General features: G+C 46.1%; 15 protein-coding genes. 3 read left to right on the top strand and 12 right to left on the bottom strand.

Features of this window, described 5'->3' with window-relative positions:
- Positions 1-35: 35 nt before the first annotated feature.
- Genes gloB through JAO78_RS02765 form a run of 3 tightly spaced genes read left to right on the top strand, consistent with a single transcriptional unit; the run spans position 36 to position 2947 of the window.
- On the top strand, positions 36-803 hold the full coding sequence (gene gloB / locus JAO78_RS02775) for a hydroxyacylglutathione hydrolase (RefSeq protein ID WP_226749817.1): 768 nt from the start codon (positions 36-38) through the stop codon (positions 801-803).
- A gap of 56 nt (positions 804-859) precedes the next feature.
- A complete protein-coding gene (locus tag JAO78_RS02770; RefSeq protein ID WP_226749816.1) occupies positions 860-2452 on the top strand; it encodes a LysM peptidoglycan-binding domain-containing protein in 1593 nt (530 codons plus the stop codon).
- 18 nt (positions 2453-2470) lie between these two features.
- Positions 2471-2947, top strand: a complete 477-nt coding sequence (locus JAO78_RS02765) for a hypothetical protein (RefSeq protein WP_226749815.1) — start codon at positions 2471-2473, stop codon at positions 2945-2947.
- Here the strand turns inward: JAO78_RS02765 and JAO78_RS02760 are convergent.
- The 12 genes from JAO78_RS02760 to JAO78_RS02705 form a co-directional block, all read right to left on the bottom strand.
- The gene (locus tag JAO78_RS02760) at positions 2944-3150 is read right to left on the bottom strand and encodes a hypothetical protein (protein ID WP_439647495.1); all 207 of its coding nucleotides are present in this window, start codon (positions 3148-3150) and stop codon (positions 2944-2946) included. The genes JAO78_RS02765 and JAO78_RS02760 overlap by 4 nt on opposite strands.
- A complete protein-coding gene (locus JAO78_RS02755; RefSeq protein ID WP_226749814.1) occupies positions 3147-3992 on the bottom strand; it encodes a GAF domain-containing protein in 846 nt (281 codons plus the stop codon). The genes JAO78_RS02760 and JAO78_RS02755 overlap by 4 nt, the downstream gene beginning before the upstream one ends.
- A 125-nt stretch (positions 3993-4117) precedes the next feature.
- Positions 4118-4759: a maleylacetoacetate isomerase gene (gene maiA, locus JAO78_RS02750; RefSeq protein ID WP_226749813.1), complete on the bottom strand. Its 642-nt coding sequence runs from the start codon at positions 4757-4759 to the stop codon at positions 4118-4120.
- A gap of 59 nt (positions 4760-4818) precedes the next feature.
- On the bottom strand, positions 4819-5832 hold the full coding sequence (locus tag JAO78_RS02745; RefSeq protein ID WP_226749812.1) for a fumarylacetoacetate hydrolase family protein: 1014 nt from the start codon (positions 5830-5832) through the stop codon (positions 4819-4821).
- Positions 5833-5853: 21 nt separating this feature from the next.
- Positions 5854-6987, bottom strand: a complete 1134-nt coding sequence (locus tag JAO78_RS02740) for a homogentisate 1,2-dioxygenase (protein ID WP_226749811.1) — start codon at positions 6985-6987, stop codon at positions 5854-5856.
- Positions 6980-8053 (bottom strand): 4-hydroxyphenylpyruvate dioxygenase, encoded by a 1074-nt coding sequence (hppD, locus tag JAO78_RS02735; RefSeq protein WP_226749810.1) that lies wholly within the window; start codon positions 8051-8053, stop codon positions 6980-6982. Before hppD ends, JAO78_RS02740 begins: the two co-directional genes overlap by 8 nt.
- Before the next feature lie 212 nt (positions 8054-8265).
- Positions 8266-9828, bottom strand: a complete 1563-nt coding sequence (tyrR, locus tag JAO78_RS02730; RefSeq protein WP_226749809.1) for a transcriptional regulator TyrR — start codon at positions 9826-9828, stop codon at positions 8266-8268.
- A gap of 136 nt (positions 9829-9964) precedes the next feature.
- On the bottom strand, positions 9965-10303 hold the full coding sequence (locus JAO78_RS02725) for a 4a-hydroxytetrahydrobiopterin dehydratase (RefSeq protein ID WP_226749808.1): 339 nt from the start codon (positions 10301-10303) through the stop codon (positions 9965-9967).
- A 9-nt stretch (positions 10304-10312) separates the two neighbouring features.
- Positions 10313-11113, bottom strand: a complete 801-nt coding sequence (phhA, locus tag JAO78_RS02720) for a phenylalanine 4-monooxygenase (RefSeq protein WP_226749807.1) — start codon at positions 11111-11113, stop codon at positions 10313-10315.
- 179 nt (positions 11114-11292) lie between these two features.
- Positions 11293-12519: a methionine gamma-lyase gene (gene megL, locus JAO78_RS02715; RefSeq protein ID WP_226749806.1), complete on the bottom strand. Its 1227-nt coding sequence runs from the start codon at positions 12517-12519 to the stop codon at positions 11293-11295.
- A 116-nt stretch (positions 12520-12635) separates the two neighbouring features.
- Positions 12636-13643 carry a TIGR01620 family protein gene (locus tag JAO78_RS02710; protein ID WP_226749805.1) on the bottom strand — a complete coding sequence of 336 codons (1008 nt, stop codon included), beginning with the start codon at positions 13641-13643 and terminating at the stop codon, positions 12636-12638.
- Positions 13640-15025 (bottom strand): YcjX family GTP-binding protein, encoded by a 1386-nt coding sequence (locus JAO78_RS02705; protein ID WP_226749804.1) that lies wholly within the window; start codon positions 15023-15025, stop codon positions 13640-13642. Before JAO78_RS02705 ends, JAO78_RS02710 begins: the two co-directional genes overlap by 4 nt.

Here is a 15025-nt window from a genome sequence, read left to right as displayed (position 1 = left end):
ATGTTCTGCCCTGATTAAATGCAAAGGAGTTCCCAATGCTGGATATTAGCCCTATTCATGCCTTTCAGGATAATTATATCTGGGTTATGTCACGCCCGAACCAACCCCATTGTTTGCTGGTTGACCCGGGTGATGCCACGGTGGTCAATCAGTACCTTCAGCAAACCGGCAAACAATTGCTTGGGATCTTAATTACTCATCATCATGCTGATCATACCGGAGGCCTAGCGCAATTAAAACAGCAGTGGCCTGAGGTTCGGATCATCGGCCCTGAGGCAGAACAACATAAAATTCCATTATTAACCGAAACCGTAGCCGATAATAGCATCATTCATTTTCCGGAACTTAATTGGCACTGTCAGACTCTACAAGTGCCGGGCCATACGGCTGGGCACGTAGCTTATTATTCAGCGGACGTTTTGTTTTGCGGTGATACCTTATTTAGCGGCGGTTGTGGCCGCTTATTTGAAGGGACACCCGCGCAGATGCTGCAATCTTTGCAGCGACTCGCTCACTTGCCCAGTACCACTAAAGTGTATTGTACACATGAGTACACCTTGACAAATTTGCGTTTTGCCTGTGAGGTTGAGCCAGATAATCTTGATTTACTAGATTATCAGCAGCAAAGTCAGTTAAAGCGACAAAATAATCAGGAAACTTTGCCTTCTAATTTAGCATTAGAGAAAAAGATCAATCCTTTTTTACGCTGTGAAAACATAGCGTTACAACACAAATTTAAACAAAGCTCGGCTCTTGAGCTGTTTACTTACTTAAGAGCAGCCAAAGATCAATTTAAATCCTGACTTGCATTGAGCTGTCAGACAGGTAATATTTATTTTTTTAAAACTGGATCTTCGTTATGTTTGTAAGAATCTCTGCCGTAGTTTTACTGGCACTGTTATCCGGCTGTGTCAGCACGACAGGGTCTGATGCTGAAACGACAGCTCAGTTACCACAGCCACAACCAGCAAAAACTAAAGCTGTAGATTTTCACAAGAATACCGCTTCGGCTGAGAAAATTGCCGCGAGGTTATGGGCTTCAGGCCTCAGTGAAGAACAACTGCTTGATGCCAGCGAGTTGGAAGATCTTTGGTTGCGTATCCAAGCGCAATTAAGTTTTAAGGTGCCACAAACCCGCGCTATCGTCGAACAACGTAATTTTTATACTGATAATCAAGCCTATTTAGATAAGGTCGCGGGCAGAGCCCAGCCTTTTTTGTACTACATAGTGCAAGAGCTAGAAAAGCGCCAAATGCCGTTAGAATTGGCCTTATTGCCCATTGTTGAAAGCGCCTTTGATCCCCTGGCTACCTCTCCGGCGAATGCCGTTGGCATGTGGCAATTTATGCCCGTCACCGGCAAACGTTTTGGCTTAGCACAAAACACCTGGTACGACGGTCGTCGTGATGTAGTGCAATCCACCCAAGCCGCTTTAGACTATTTGCAATATCTGTACGATACCTTAGAACATGATTGGTTAAACGCGATTGCCGCATACAATGCTGGCGAAGGCCGGATCATGCGCGCGATTAAAGCGAATCAAAAACGGCGCTTACCCACTGATTTTTGGTCGCTCGATTTACCGGCAGAGACCACCATTTACATTCCAAGATTATTAGCTTTGGTTGACATTTTACAACGCCCTGAAGAATTCCAAATTGTCTGGAAGTTTATTGCTAATGAGCCAAAAATTACCGTGGTTGATGTTGGTAGCCAAGTTGATTTAGCCATTGCGGCAGACTTAGCCAACATGAGCGTTGCAGATTTGCAGGCGTTAAACCCTGGCTTTAGCCAATGGGCGACCGCACCAGATGGTCCCCATCAACTGGTATTACCGATTGAGCAAGCCGAGTTATTTAACCAAGCGTTAGCCAATACCCCGGTAACGCAATTAATGCAGTTTAAACCTTATCGTGTGAAAAGTGGCGATAACTTAGGCGTAATTGCGCGTCGTTATCAAACCTCGGTTGACGTGTTAGTGCGCTTAAATAAATTGTCCGGCAATACCATTCGGATTGGTCAAGAATTATTGATCCCCAACAGCACCAACCAAAGCACTTCAACGCAAAGCATTGCCGCTAACGACAGTGCCCAAAGCAGCAACGGTGAAATGACCGAGCATATTATTCAGCGCGGTGATACCTTATGGGATTTAAGCCGTAAATATGATGTGACGGTAGCACAGCTTCGTAACTGGAATAAACTAAGCGTTAACAGTGTCTTAAATGAGGGGCAGCGCATCCAGCTTTGGAGCAACAGCCCATTACAAACCGCAACTCAGCAAACCCGTACCGTTAATTATCGAGTGAGACCTGGCGACTCTTTAGTTAAAATTGCCCAGCGTTTCAGCATTACAGTCGCAGATATCGTAAAATGGAATAATATTAATACTGAACGCTATCTTCAGCCTGGACAACAATTAACGCTATTAGTCGATGCAACCGCTGTCTGATTTTTACCGAGGTATCAGATGAAATATGTAGTATTAGCCTGGTTACTGTGTTGCAGCCATTTCAGTTATGCTGACTTTGCATACCATGGCCAATTGCAATTGCAAACGGCCAGTGGCGAACAACGTCAGCAGATTTTTACCCTGCAATTGAAACGTGAAGCCGGTGCCTATCAGTTTACGGTTGGCCAACAGCAAACCCGTTTCGCGATGCCGCCGCAGTCTTATTCGATGGCTTTAATTTTACAAGATGATACTGATGTCTGGGTTACCGACTTGAGCAACCAGCCTTTGCATGGCTTTACATTGCAACTTGGCCAATATCTTATTAAGCTGAATAAGGATGATAATGCCCGTTCTGCGCGAGGCCGTTTTGTTCTGCAAATCAATGATGAGTTCTATTATTTTAGTAAAGGTCCAGCCCAAATTAATTTCAGTTTAACTGACAACGGTATTAGTGAGTTAAATGTGCGAGGAATGTTTAAACCGAAACGTTAAGGCTCTTTTTGAAGTTGTAATAAGGGCATTAAACCTGATGCTAAACAGAGCACTGGTGCCAGTAATAATGGCCAGAAATAGTCTATGGGGATCTGATTCCACCAAGCATGGATAGCTGCGGTGCCTTGAAAGACTAAACCAAAAATCCCCACATAACAGAACGTGCGATTTAACCAACGTTTTGGAAAGCATAGCCTCATCACTTTAATACCCGATGCCTTGCCGACACTTCCAAATTAACCAGCATTCTGGCAAAAACACCTAATACTAAGCGTTCTTGCTCAGTGTAATAGCGATAGTTTTTTACCGAGTCAAAACCAACAAAACCTAACAGTTCCATACCCGCCAACAAGGGTATAGTGAGAAGGCTTTTAATCCCCTGCGGTTGTAATATTTGTTTTAACGCATCCCCCTTGGGCAGCGCAGGAACATCAGGGATGTGCATCTCTTGCCCTGTTTGATGTGCATGCAGCCATTGCGGGATAGCGGCTAAGGGCACGCCTTGTAAACTGTTGATCTCCGGCATAACGCCCTCAGCGCACCACTCAAAAGTGTTTGAACAGGTATTGTTGTTAAAATCATAATTAAAAATATAAACGCGATCTGCCGCCACGGTTTGCCCTAATTTGGCTAAAGCTTGCTGGATGAATGCAGGTAATGCAGCCGGTTCGACCGTACTAAAATGCTGGCCTAGCTCTAACAGTAAACTGACTAAAGCCACAGGATTGCGCTGGCTGGCCGTTGGCGGGCTGGCAAAATGTAAGTTGGGAATTTGCTGCAGGATCACTAAAAAAAAACCTGCGGCAGGGGCATAACTATCTACTTGGTAACATAAGGCGGTGCTTTCTGAGAAGTACACCGCATGTCGGTTAAACTCCTCTGGCTGACTACCCGCTAAACGCTCGGCCGTTAATCCCGTAACCACCTTGAATATTGCATTCGCATCAACAAATACCCATTGCTCTGGATGCGTCGCGGTTTCTTGATATAAAGCACACCCAAACGGCGCTTGTCGCCACCACTGGAACATATCATCGTTGCTCATTCTGAATAATCCAACCTCGAAAAATCCTTACTTGCGAAGCATTGCATCAGTTAATACCACAATACGGTAAAGATAACGTTGCAGCAATCGCTTTACAGCAAACACTATCGAGAAGGTAAGGTTATTTATAGTTGCGCATCACTTTGATGTTCTGGCGCAGCAAGAGCAAATGCCGCCAATTGCTGACAATGATGATAAATACGATTGATCTGCGGATAATGCATCATATCGAGTTTAAAGCGCAGAGCGTTGTACACTTGCGGCACTAAACACACATCTGCCAAACTTACACTGTCGCCATAGCAATAATCGCCAGCACAGGATGATAAGCGTTGCTCAAAGGCTTTAAAGCCAACATGCAACCAGTGATGCAACCATTCTAACTTTTGCGCTTCAGATAGCGCCAGCGGACCCGTTAGGTACTGCAATACACGAAGATTATTCAGCGGGTGCATCTCACAAGCAATATCCAGCGCTAGGCCGCGAACTTGTGCTCGCGCAACCGGATTGTCAGGCAATAATGCATGTTGCGGATAACACTCTTCTAAATATTCAATAATGGCTAACGATTGATGCAGTGTTGCCTGCTCATCAATAAAAACAGGAACTAACTCGGCTGGATTTAATCGCTGATAGGGCGGTTGATGCTGCTGCCCGCCCTCTTTTAATAAATGAACGGGAATCGTCTCAAAACTGAGCTGCTTAAGATTGAGCGCAATGCGTACACGGTAAGCCGCGGATGAACGCCAATAACTGTATAGTTTCATCTAAGTTGTCCCCTCAGCAATAGGCGGGTGCGGCGCACCCGCCTGCAAACAACAACAGCTTAGTGAGAAGCTGTTACTTGCTGATCAATAGCGCCAAAGATGCTTTGACCTTGTGGATCCAGCATTTCTAAACGGATGGTATCGCCAAACTGCATAAAACGTGTCGTCGGTTTACCATCACGAATGGTCTCAATCATGCGGATTTCTGCAATACAACTATAGCCCACGCCACCTTCAGCAATGGCGGTACCATAGTCAGTACCTTGTTTATTAGACACTGTACCTGACCCAATGATAGCACCTGCACCCAGGTTGCGTGTTGCTGCCGCATGCGCAATTAATTGACCAAAATTAAAGGTCATGTCGATACCGGCATTCGGTTTACCGAAAGCTTCGCCGTTATAGGTGGATAACAAGGGCAAATGCAACCGACCGGCTTGCCAATGCTGTCCTAGTTCATCAGGCGTAACGGCAACAGGGCTAAAACTTGAAGCGGGTTTCGATTGAAAGAAGCCAAAACCTTTGCTTAATTCATTCGGTATCAAGCCACGCAGCGACACATCATTAACCAACATCAGTAAACGCACTTTGTCTAAGGCCGCGTCTGCACTTATTCCCATCGGCACATCGTCGGTAATCACGGCGATTTCACCTTCAAAATCGATGCCATGTTCAGGGGTGATCGCTACGATAGGATCACGTGGGCCGATAAAATCATCTGAACCACCTTGATACATTAACGGATCGGTCCAAAAACTCGCTGGCATTTCAGCATTACGTGCTTTGCGCACGAGTTCAACATGATTGACATAAGCACTACCATCAGCCCATTGATAGGCACGCGGTAACGGTGATTCACACGCTGCCTGCTCAAACGGCTGGGCATCGCTTAAACTACCTTGATTCAATGCTTGATAAACTTGCTCGGCTTTACTGGCTAATTGTTGCCAATTATCTAATAACTGCTGCATCGTGTGTGCGATCTGTGGAATAGCAACACAATGCTGTAAATCACGGCTGACCACTACAAGCTGGCCATCACGTGTTTGGTTTTTTAAACTTGCTAACTTCATTTTTTATCCTTATGCAGGCAATTAAGGCTTAACTTTCCAGCTGTTAACATAGTCAGGGTTTTCGGTAGCCACCGCCGCATCGCCGGCAATCATCGCGTCTCGCGTATCGAGCATCACAGCCACTTCATCAGTGAACTTTTTCCGATACTCTTGCCCTGCTTGAAACGCCTTAGGATGAGGACCATGAGTAAAACCGGCCGGATGGAAAGTGACCATACCTTTTTCAATATTATCGCGACTAAAGAAATCACCCGCATGATAAAACAGCACTTCATCATAATCATCGTTATTATGATAAAACGGCACTTTTAAAGCGCCAGGATCGCTTTCAATAGGCCGAGGCACAAAGGTACACACCACAAATCGTTGAGCGACAAAAGTCGTGTGTGCCGACGGTGGCAAGTGATAACGATGGCTCATTAAAGGCCGAATATCACGCCAGTTAATGCGCATCACGGCTAAATCACCATGCCAACCAATGGCATCCAGCGGATTATAAGGATAGGTAATGACCGATACTTCATTGTGTCGTTTCACTTCCACCTGCCATTGCTGCTCACTGTATTGGGCTTTAAACGCCTCATCAATTTTTGGCGTATCGAGCATCGCAGGGTCAAAAATCGCATGATTACCCACTAAGCCTTTTTCTGGCAATTGATAGCTGTCGTTAGTTGCTTCAATTAACACAATGAGCATGGGCTCAGACGGCTCTAAACGCCACATGGTCGAACGAGGGATCACCACGTAATCCCCGTCACGCAATGTTAAATGGCCATAATCGCAATACAGCTCAGCACTGCCCTCATGAATAAACAACAACTCATCACCATCGGCATTTCGAGCGAGTCGCGACATCTTGTCAGTTAAACGCCAGGTACGAAATTTACAATGGGCGTTATGTAACAAGGTCGGTACTGACCAAGGTGAAGCGGTGTTGTTGCTATTCACCGCATTAAAGTCAAATAAACGTGGCCGCAACGGGCCTTGCCAATCGCTCCAGCCCGTGGGTGCGTGCCGATGATGGAAGTGAGTTGCGGGACCAAAAAAGCCGCTGCGCCCCGCTTCACGCTCATAAATGGCCTGCTCTGGAAAATCGGCATGCGCTTGACGAGATATATCACCTTCTTTTAATGGAAAGGCTGCCCATTTACGCATTATTTAACACTCCGCGCTGGATCTGATCTTCTTCAATCGATTCAAATAAAGCCTTGAAGTTACCTTCACCAAAACCTTCATTACCTTTACGTTGAATAATTTCAAAGAATACTGGCCCGATCACGGTCTTAGTGAAGATTTGCAGCAAGATGCCATCTTTCATCGGCGCGCCGTCGATCAGAATACGCAAATCGCGCAGTTGATCGAGATCTTCAGTATGGCCTTCGACCCGTTCATTTACCTTGTTGTAATAGGTTTCAGGTGTCGGCATAAATTCCATACCGCGCTCACGTAAAGTGCGAACTGTTTGATAGATATCTTCCGTGGTTAGCGCGATATGCTGAATACCCTCGCCTTTGTATTCACGGATAAATTCTTCAATTTGTGATTTGTCATCTGACGATTCATTGATTGGAATACGAATTTTGCCACAAGGTGCCGTCATCGCTTTGGAGACCAGCCCCGTCAGTTTACCTTCAATGTCGAAATAACGGATCTCACGGAAGTTACCGATATTTTCATAGAAACCGGCCCACAAATTCATATTGCCACGCATAACATTGTGTGTGAGGTGATCAAGAATTTCTAAACCCACACCATGCTTGGCCATCTCAACTTGCCAGTTGTCATAGTATTTAAAATCGATGTCATATACTGAGCTCGCGCCATAGCGATCAACAAAATAAAGCAAGCTGCTCCCAATACCGTAAACGGCAGGAATATTAAGCTCCATCGGGCCAATTTGGTTTTTATATTCTTTTGCACCATTCGCTAAAGCATGTTGCAAAGCTGTTGCGGCATCTTTTACGCGAAACGCCATGGCGCACACGGATGGACCATGCTGGCGTGCAAAGGCTTCAGCCTGCGAATTGGGCTCGGCATTGATGATAAAGTTAATATCGCCTTGCTTATACAGCCAAGCTTGTTTTGAACGGTGTTTTGCGACTTCGGTAAAACCTAGACCGAAAAACAGCTCTTTTAACTTTTGAATGCCGTTAGCATCGGCAGCGGTATATTCTACGAATTCAAAACCATCTGTGCCTAGCGGATTAATATGATCAGTCATTGTACAACTCCTATTACCTTATCTTTGCCGACATCATGCGCGAGCGCCAGAAAAAAGAAAGGGGCAAGCTCAGGAAGAGCTTTAGACGACACTGAGACTAGAATGTACAGTTAAACATACAAAACCACTGTTTTTCTGCTTATTCAAACAGAAAGGCCGTCAGCACTGGCTGACGGCCTTAACGATGTACAATAAAAAATACAAAATCGTCTTTATATTTTTACACTCTTACGATTAATACCATAATCACGTAATTTATTTGCCACCGCAGTATGGCTTAACCCCAGTTTTTTTGCCAGTTGCCGTGAGCTAGGATAGGCCGGAAACAATTTTCGCAGAAGATTTGCTTCAAAGCGTTTTACGGCTTCATCTAAGGTGCCATCAAAGTCTTGCTCTAAATAACCAAAGTCATTGGTATAGCTTGGTAACTGTAAGTGATGCTTATCTAACTCGCTTCCATCTAACAAGGTAACCGCACGATATAAGGCATTTTCTAATTGTCGAACATTGCCTGGCCAAGGATATTGCTGCAAAAATTGACCACAGCTTTCACTTAACTTCGGCGCTTTGCGTCCTAAACGTGCAGCGTAACGCGCAATAAAAAACTCCGCTAACGGCACCACATCTTGACGACGTTCCCGCAATGGCGGTAGGTTGAGCGTCAATACATTTAACCGATAAAACAAATCTTCGCGAAACTTCGATTCTTGCACCATCGCTGGCAAATCTTTTTGCGTGGTGCACAACACTCTAACATCCACTTTAACTTCTTTTTCCTCACCCACTCGACGAAAGCTACCATCTTGTAAAAAGCGCAATAATTTCGTTTGTAGTTGATGAGACATCTCGCCAACTTCATCAAGAAAAACGGTGCCACCATTAGCTTGTTCAAAAATGCCTTTTTTGCCTTCAGCCGACCCGGCAAAAGCATTGGGACCATAACCAAATAACTCAGACTCCGCGACGTTATCAGGCATTGAGGCGCAAGGCACGGTTAAAAACGGTTTACCATGACGTCCGCCCGCGGCATGACAAGCGCGAGCCATTAACTCTTTTCCGGTGCCGGTTTCACCCATAATCAGGATAGGGGCATCAAGTTGCGACATCCGTCGTGCTTCACGCACCACTTTGCGCATGGCATTACTGGTTGCCTGAATGCTATTAAAGCTTTCTTGATCGCCTTTTTTAAAGGCAATCATATGCTGACCTAAGCGGCTTTCAGATTTCAGGTTTATCACCGCGCCCGCTAAGATATCTTTACCCGTTTCGTCCGGCACGTGTACCGGTAGAATGTCGGCGATAAAGCGTTTGCCATGAATTTCAAAACGACGGGTTTGCGCCAAAACGTCATCACCTTCTAACCAGCGCAGAAAATTGAAACCTTTGACCATGCCTTGCAACGATTGATCGGCAATCTCTTCGCGGGCAACCGACAGCGCTTCTAATGCCGCATCGTTAATAACCGTTACATTGGCTTTAGCATCAATGGCGATTAAACCATCGGGTAAAGTACGTAATAATGTCATTAATTCGTTATGCTCACGCTCAGAGGGTAGAAACGCCGTCGTTTTCACGTCTTCTACGCCATTAATGCGGCGCATTTTTGCCATTAACTCTTGGAATTGCTGAAAGTCGACAGTAGGGAAAGATACATAAATTTTGTTTAACGAAGGATCAACCTCGATACCGCGCAGATCAAGCTGGTAACTGACCAGAATATTCAGCACATCCTGCGCCAGCCCAAGCCGATTTTGACAAAGAATTTCTAAACGCATAGCCTTATTACACCTCTGGCTTAACAGATGATGCATGATACGGTATAGAATGGCTGACAGACCAGTTATTTTCGTAAAGAATTCTGCACAAAATAAAACTGGCGCCCTCGGCGCCAGTTTTTTCATCAAGCTGCCATCATGACAGCAGTGCGTCGGTTTTCGCGGCGCAAATAAAATCGTTTTTATGCAGGCCTTTAATCGAGTGCGACCACCAGGTCACCGTTAATTTGCCCCATTCAAGTAATAACGCCGGATGATGACCTTCGGCTTCAGCTAATTCAGCCACTTTATTATGAAAGGCCCAAGCTTGCTTAAAGTTTTTAAACTTGTATTCGCGCTCTAATTGTAAGATGCCATCACGCACTATCGGCGTCCAATCCGGCAACTGTCGCATTAATTCAGGTAATTCCGCATCTGATACTTTAGGGGCATCTGCGCGGCAAGCTTCACATTTCATTGTGGTTAATTGTGTCATGAACTCTTCCTAACTGGCTTGTTTTTCTTTTGGCGGAAATTTCGGGGCATGTAAACCGAGTGCCCGAGCTTGGTTAACCAACTGCATCATATCTAACTGCGAGATGTCGAACAGATCATCAATGCTGTTAATCATAAAGTAGATGGGTTGCATAATATCAATACGATAAGGAGTTCTTAGCACATCCACCGCATCAAACACTTTACGTTCGGGAATATCTGAGCCCAGTGCATACTGCGTTTCACCCGGTGAAGATAAAATACCACCGCCATAAATACGTAGGCCATCGGCGGTATTAAGTAAACCAAATTCGATGGTAAACCAATAAAGACGAGCTAAGTAAACGCGGTCTTGCTTACTGGCCGCTAAACCCAGTTTGCCGTAAGTATGGGTAAATTCAGCAAAGGCTGGATTGGTAAGCATGGCGCAGTGGCCGAATATTTCATGAAAAATATCCGGCTCTTGTAGATAATCAAACTCCTCGCGGCTCCGAATAAAGGTTGCCACAGGAAAACGTTTGTTCGCTAACAACTCGAAGAATTTATCAAAGCTGATCAGGGCCGGTACTTCGGCACATTCCCAACCGGTACACTCGCGCAGTACTTGGCTCACTTCCTCTAATTGTGGAATGCGATCTTGTGGTAACTGTAATTTCTCTAACCCAGCCATATACTCAGCGCAAGCTTTACCTTCGATCACACTGAGTTGCCGAGTGATTAATTCATGCCAAATCTGATTTTCTTCCGCACTCCAGTGGATAATGCCTTGCTCATCCGACTGCCGTGACTGGTATTTACTTGTCTTAGTCATACACTACCTGTTGTCTTAATGAAGGTCGGTATTAAACCGAATCGCTTGGCGGCATTATTATTGTTGGGCGGTGCGCCAAGCGTAATAGCTGCAGATACTAGATGATTGGGCGACAGGAGTTAATCCTGTGCGCCCGATTAATGTCATGCACAAGCGTAAAGCTGGCATTACAGTGAGCGTCAAGCGGGCAGAGAGTGGCTCTGGCGTTGTGGCACCGCGACAGTGATAATACTCAGGGCACGTTGCAAGTCAGCCAAAATATCATCGATATGCTCTAAGCCAATTGAAACGCGGATCAGGCCATCACTAATACCTGCTTTGGCCCGCTCTTCTGCCGTATATGGGCTGTGTGTCATTGACGCAGGATGTTGAATTAATGATTCGGCATCACCTAAACTCACCGCAATGTTAAACAGCTCACATCGATTGATGACTTGGCGGCTCTGTTCCAAGCTGGCCTTTAATTCAAAAGCAATAACACCACCGGCCGCTTTCATCTGATTACCAATAAAGCGATAACCTGGATGTCCTGGCAGACCCGGATAATACACAGCGGCGATCGCCGGATGCGCTTGTAAAAACTCAGCTACTTGCTGAGCATTTTCACAATGACGCTGCATTCGTACCGATAACGTTTTTAAGCCACGAATAATTAACCAAGCATCATGTGGGCTCATCGTCGCCCCCATGTCTTTTAACGTGGTCATTTTGATTTGTTGAATGTTATCTTGATCCGACACAATAATCCCCGCTACCACATCACCATGACCATTGAGATACTTGGTCGCACTGTGAATGACTATATCAGCGCCATATTGAGCAGGTTGCTGTAATAACGGCGTTAAAAAGGTATTGTCGACGACAGACATCATATTGTGCTCGCGACAGAGCCCGCATAAAAAAGCCAGATCTAACACCACTAAATTGGGATTAATCGGCGTTTCTAAAAACATCATCTTGGTATTGGGTTGGATCGCCGCTCGCACTGCTGCATGATCGGTCATATCAACAAAACTGACCTCGATACCATAGCGACGAAATTGATGATTAAACAGTGCAAAGCTACAACCATAAATGGCTTGGCTAGCAATCAGGTGATCACCTTGTTGTAAAAATGCCATGGTCGCAGCGGCCACCGCGCCCATTCCCGTTGCCGTTGCCGCGGCATCAGCCATACCTTCTAAGGCCGCCACTTTTAACTCTAATTCACGGGTGGTGGGATTACCTAAGCGGGTGTAAATATAACCTGGTTGCTCACCTGCAAATCGCGCAGCACCTTGCTCGGCATTATCAAATACAAAGGTTGAAGTTTGATACAAAGGCGTACTTAGCGCGCCATGCTGATCAACAGCTTTGCCAGCGTGAATACAAAGTGTTTCTAAATGCTTATTTTTAGGTTGATGCATAATGATGTCTGCTGATGGCTTAACTTGTGAATAACATTAACTCGCGCCAGCAGAAAGGGAAGCAAGCCAGACGGCTTGCTGTCTGAAGCAACAACATATCTTACCAGTTAAGATTGTCAGCTTTTATTGTCAGTTGCAGTCTGGCCTTTAAAGCGCCCTACTAAGACTTTGGCTAATTCGCTAACACTGACCTTTTGGTTCACTTGCAGGGGTAAAGGGCGTAATTGCTGCTGCGCTAAACTGCCAATACGGGCTACCAACAAACCGGCAATCACGCCTTGCCCAGCGCGGGCTGAAATTTTCGCCGTCAACTCACTACTGAGCACATCCGACGCCATATCCAGCACCACCTCAGAGCCGCCCGCCCACAATAAGGCGGTAAAAGTTCGTTTTAACATCGCCATACTGCGTAATTGACCAATAGGCGCACCATATACCTGCGCTAATTCGCGTAACATGCGACTGCTGCGCCATAACACCAATAACATATCGGCCAAGGCAAAAGGACTGATCGCCACCGCCAAACTGCTATCGGTACTGGCGCGCCAAATAACCTGCCGCGCTTTGGTATCGGCATCGCTTAGCACCAACTGATTAAATAAATTAAGCTGCTCTTGATCACTGTGCTCGGGCGTCAGCGCTTGCTGCCAACGCGCAGTTGCTGCGGTTAACGAGCTACTCGGAGGTAAAACCGCTAACATGTCTTGGCATAAAGCTGGTGCTTCACCAAACTGCACGCTGTCATTGATCCTTGCGGCTTGTTGCTGCCAACGCTGATTTTGCTTTAAACGCCGCCATAACTGCCACTCTCTAAAACCCACGATCAACACGACACTACCAAGCACCACACTGAGTAAGCTACTGAGTATTGCCATCGGTATACTGGCTTGCCAACTTTGTTGCCACCACGCTAACCATTGCCCTATCGCCAACACTAGTACCAACACGACACCCACATACATTAACTTGCTAACGAGGCGTGAACCGGGCTCGCTGGCAAGCTCGCTGGGCTCTGGTAGCTCTGGCTGTATTGCGTGTTCGCTAAACTGTGCACGCGGTTGTAACAAAGGACTATTCACATCGGCTACATCGCTAAAGCGTTGCGCAGGCTTTAAATCCGTCATTGTAATTTGTCTCCTAGTAGAAACTCCAAGGCGTGATCCATCCGCACATGTGGCATTGGTTGTTGTCCGCTGTGTTGCAACGGCGCGAGCGCCGGAAATTGAAAAGGATGCCGGTTAAATAAGGCCGTATCCGGCAGTTTAGCGGGTACCTCACCTGGAAACAGCGTGACCTTATTTCCGCTATCTAACTCAACACCACTGATACAAGGGCTTTTTTGCCCAGCGTGTTGCACAAATCCGGCGCTACTAGCACGAATCGCCGCTAAGGCCATGGCCTCACTTTTTGCTGACGCATAATGGCTATGTTTAATCGGCTGTTGTAAAAGCTGCTGCAATAATAACGTCAGGGCTTTATGTTGCTCGGGTGTGACATGATCGGCCTTACTGGCGGCAAACAGCACTTTATTAATCTGGGGTTTAAATAAGCGGCCCAGAATACTGGCGGGGCCATAGCGAAAGCTTTGCATAATTAAACCTAAGGCCTGCTGTAATTCTTGTATAGCGGCGAAGCCTGCATTCAATGCGGATAAGCAATCCACTAACACGACTTGACGATCTAAGCGGGAAAAATGCTGTCGATAAAAGGGTTTAATCACGTAATCACAATAGCTGTGATAATGCTCGCTGAGTTGTTGCAACAACGGGCTATCCTGCTTTAATTGCGCCGGTAACAGCGGAAAGAGTTTTAACATTGGCGCGCCGGCTAATTCGCCAGGCACTAATAAACGACCGGGTTGATGCAAAAACGTCGCCGCATTCTCGCGAAAAGTGTGTAATAAATTTAAATAAGCATCGGTTAAACGTTGCAGTTGCAATTCGCTGACATCGTTTAAATCGGTATTGGCTAGCAAGTCCGCAAAAACCTGTGCTTCAGCTTGACGATGTGGCTGCTCAAACAGCGTCCAACAAAACGTTGACCACTGCTGATAATCTTGCTGCAACATTGGAAGGTCAAGTAACCATTCACCAGGGTAATCGACAAGCTCCAGTTGTAACTCACTGCGCTGTTGGATCTTCGAGCGCCAGCCCGCGGCTGATTTGTAACGTAAGGTGAGGTTTAATTGGCTCCAACCAGCCGTAGACGGTGGCCATGTTGCTGGCTGTTGCTGTAAATACTGCACGTTTTGTTCATAAGGAAACCGCGGAAAAGCCAACGGTTGGTTGTTGGCTAGCCGCCCCCCTAAATAGCGCCCTTGTTGCACCACAGCAAAAAACGGCAAATGTTCTGGCTGATCACCCAGCGTCAATTGATGTACTAAGGAAGTAATAAATGCGGTTTTTCCAGCACCACTGAGCCCCGTCACACCAAGGCGCAAATGCCGATCCAGTGCGCGTTGGCCCCATTGTTGACTTTGATACTGAATGCTTTCTAACCAACTCAT

The organism is Alishewanella maricola, from assembly GCF_016343785.1.
Lineage (GTDB): Bacteria > Pseudomonadota > Gammaproteobacteria > Enterobacterales > Alteromonadaceae > Alishewanella > Alishewanella maricola.
The sequence above is the reverse complement of the archived record's forward strand: the minus strand, read 5'-3'. Positions and strand labels throughout refer to the sequence as shown.

What these genes read in the sequence shown, in the direction of transcription:
- gloB (WP_226749817.1), top strand. Translation starts at nt 36, where the DNA reads ATGCTGGATATTAGCCCTATTCATGCCTTTCAGGATAATTATATCTGG.
- JAO78_RS02770 (WP_226749816.1), top strand. Translation starts at nt 860, where the DNA reads ATGTTTGTAAGAATCTCTGCCGTAGTTTTACTGGCACTGTTATCCGGC.
- JAO78_RS02765 (WP_226749815.1), top strand. Translation starts at nt 2,471, where the DNA reads ATGAAATATGTAGTATTAGCCTGGTTACTGTGTTGCAGCCATTTCAGT.
- JAO78_RS02755 (WP_226749814.1), bottom strand. Translation starts at nt 3,992, where the DNA reads ATGAGCAACGATGATATGTTCCAGTGGTGGCGACAAGCGCCGTTTGGG.
- maiA (WP_226749813.1), bottom strand. Translation starts at nt 4,759, where the DNA reads ATGAAACTATACAGTTATTGGCGTTCATCCGCGGCTTACCGTGTACGC.
- JAO78_RS02745 (WP_226749812.1), bottom strand. Translation starts at nt 5,832, where the DNA reads ATGAAGTTAGCAAGTTTAAAAAACCAAACACGTGATGGCCAGCTTGTA.
- JAO78_RS02740 (WP_226749811.1), bottom strand. Translation starts at nt 6,987, where the DNA reads ATGCGTAAATGGGCAGCCTTTCCATTAAAAGAAGGTGATATATCTCGT.
- hppD (WP_226749810.1), bottom strand. Translation starts at nt 8,053, where the DNA reads ATGACTGATCATATTAATCCGCTAGGCACAGATGGTTTTGAATTCGTA.
- tyrR (WP_226749809.1), bottom strand. Translation starts at nt 9,828, where the DNA reads ATGCGTTTAGAAATTCTTTGTCAAAATCGGCTTGGGCTGGCGCAGGAT.
- JAO78_RS02725 (WP_226749808.1), bottom strand. Translation starts at nt 10,303, where the DNA reads ATGACACAATTAACCACAATGAAATGTGAAGCTTGCCGCGCAGATGCC.
- phhA (WP_226749807.1), bottom strand. Translation starts at nt 11,113, where the DNA reads ATGACTAAGACAAGTAAATACCAGTCACGGCAGTCGGATGAGCAAGGC.
- megL (WP_226749806.1), bottom strand. Translation starts at nt 12,519, where the DNA reads ATGCATCAACCTAAAAATAAGCATTTAGAAACACTTTGTATTCACGCT.
- JAO78_RS02710 (WP_226749805.1), bottom strand. Translation starts at nt 13,643, where the DNA reads ATGACGGATTTAAAGCCTGCGCAACGCTTTAGCGATGTAGCCGATGTG.
- JAO78_RS02705 (WP_226749804.1), bottom strand. Translation starts at nt 15,025, where the DNA reads ATGAGTTGGTTAGAAAGCATTCAGTATCAAAGTCAACAATGGGGCCAA.